This is a genomic window from Moorena sp. SIO4A1 (assembly GCF_010672065.1).
GTDB lineage: Bacteria > Cyanobacteriota > Cyanobacteriia > Cyanobacteriales > Coleofasciculaceae > Moorena.
On sequence record NZ_JAAHHX010000882.1, the window covers coordinates 1 to 1,214 of the forward strand.

At 41.8% G+C, this 1,214-nt stretch carries 2 protein-coding genes; both read left to right on the forward strand.

Annotated features, from left to right (window positions below):
* The coding region (locus tag F6K53_RS43745; protein ID WP_293087059.1) for a hypothetical protein at nucleotides 1–475 on the forward strand (475 nt) is incomplete at its 5' end.
* Nucleotides 476–484: 9 nt separating this feature from the next.
* Nucleotides 485–1,126, forward strand: coding sequence for a hypothetical protein (locus F6K53_RS43750; RefSeq protein ID WP_293087062.1), 642 nt, complete (start codon nucleotides 485–487; stop codon nucleotides 1,124–1,126).
* Nucleotides 1,127–1,214 lie beyond the last annotated feature (88 nt).

The following is a 1,214-nucleotide window of genomic DNA, read 5'->3' on the forward strand; positions in this document are numbered from 1 at the left end:
TAAACAAACAGCTGAATTGTCAAATTATGTAAAAAATTCCCAGTGGAACCCTAAAATGACTGAAGAGTCTAAGAATCTAGCATTACAAAAAATTGATGTAACCAGTCAATCAATTCAGGATATTCTCAAAGAGCTGGTTAATGACACTAAACTAAAACCTAAATTAGAAAAAAATAAAAAAGAATTAAAAGAGGATGATAAGCCCTATGAACCAGATGATCAAGTTGCCAATGCAATCAAAGAAATTCTTCAAAATCAAGATCTGCAATATCCTGAAATAACTAAGAATAAAAAAGAAAAAGAAAAATGGGTACAGGCTATATACAAATATCAAAAAAGTCAAAGAATTATTCCTAATGGAATCATACTCAAGCCCAAGAGAGAATCAGAAAATAGTGATTATACCTATAATATTTTAATGGAGCATACAAAAGAACATCTACTCAAAAAGCTGAATAAACAAAACCAACAATGACATCAAAAAATGCGGATTTACCTTTACATACTAGCTGGCATAACCTCAGCATTAATTGGCTGGAATATAGGTCAAGTCGCAATTACTAACCTAGGCTTGTCAAGGCTAATTCCAGAAGAAATTGTCCTATTTCCCTGCATTGCTATCTCCTTAGCGGTGGGGATGGTAATTAATGAAATCTTTATTAGTAACCCCACCAGATTTAAACTAAACCTCCGCATTGCCAAAATTCCGATCCTGATTGCTGCTGCCTTAGGAATTATCATCGGTTTAATTTCTGGAGTGATTTACCAAATCCTATTATTATCTCCTATTTCAGGAATTATGATTAGACTCCTAAGTTGGCTCTTAATAGGTAGCTCAGTAGGCTTGGCAGAGGGACTGACTTGGTGGTGGCGCAGTGTGGAAGCAGGGGATCCCAAACGCTTCCAACAACGGTTAAGAACTAGTATGATTGGGGCTAGTGGTGCAGCGTTAGTTGCTGCTCTGCTGTTTGGCGGCCGCCGGCGATTGGACGATCAACCTCCAGGCCAACAACGCCCAGGCGGGATCGCTCTGGGCGAACCAATCCGACTTCGACACGAACAACACCAAGTGGCGGTTGGCGATCCGCGATCTTGCCGGCTCCTTGCAGGGACCCGTCGCTGGTGAGACCGAACCATGGGACGACGTCAATCTCGGCGTGAATGACGCCGAGGTGATGGCACTCAACGTGACCCCCGGCACCGCCATCGACCCG

Bases quoted from the DNA above. Each gene is read 5' to 3' on its own strand.
- F6K53_RS43750 (WP_293087062.1), top strand. From the start codon at position 485: ATGCGGATTTACCTTTACATACTAGCTGGCATAACCTCAGCATTAATT.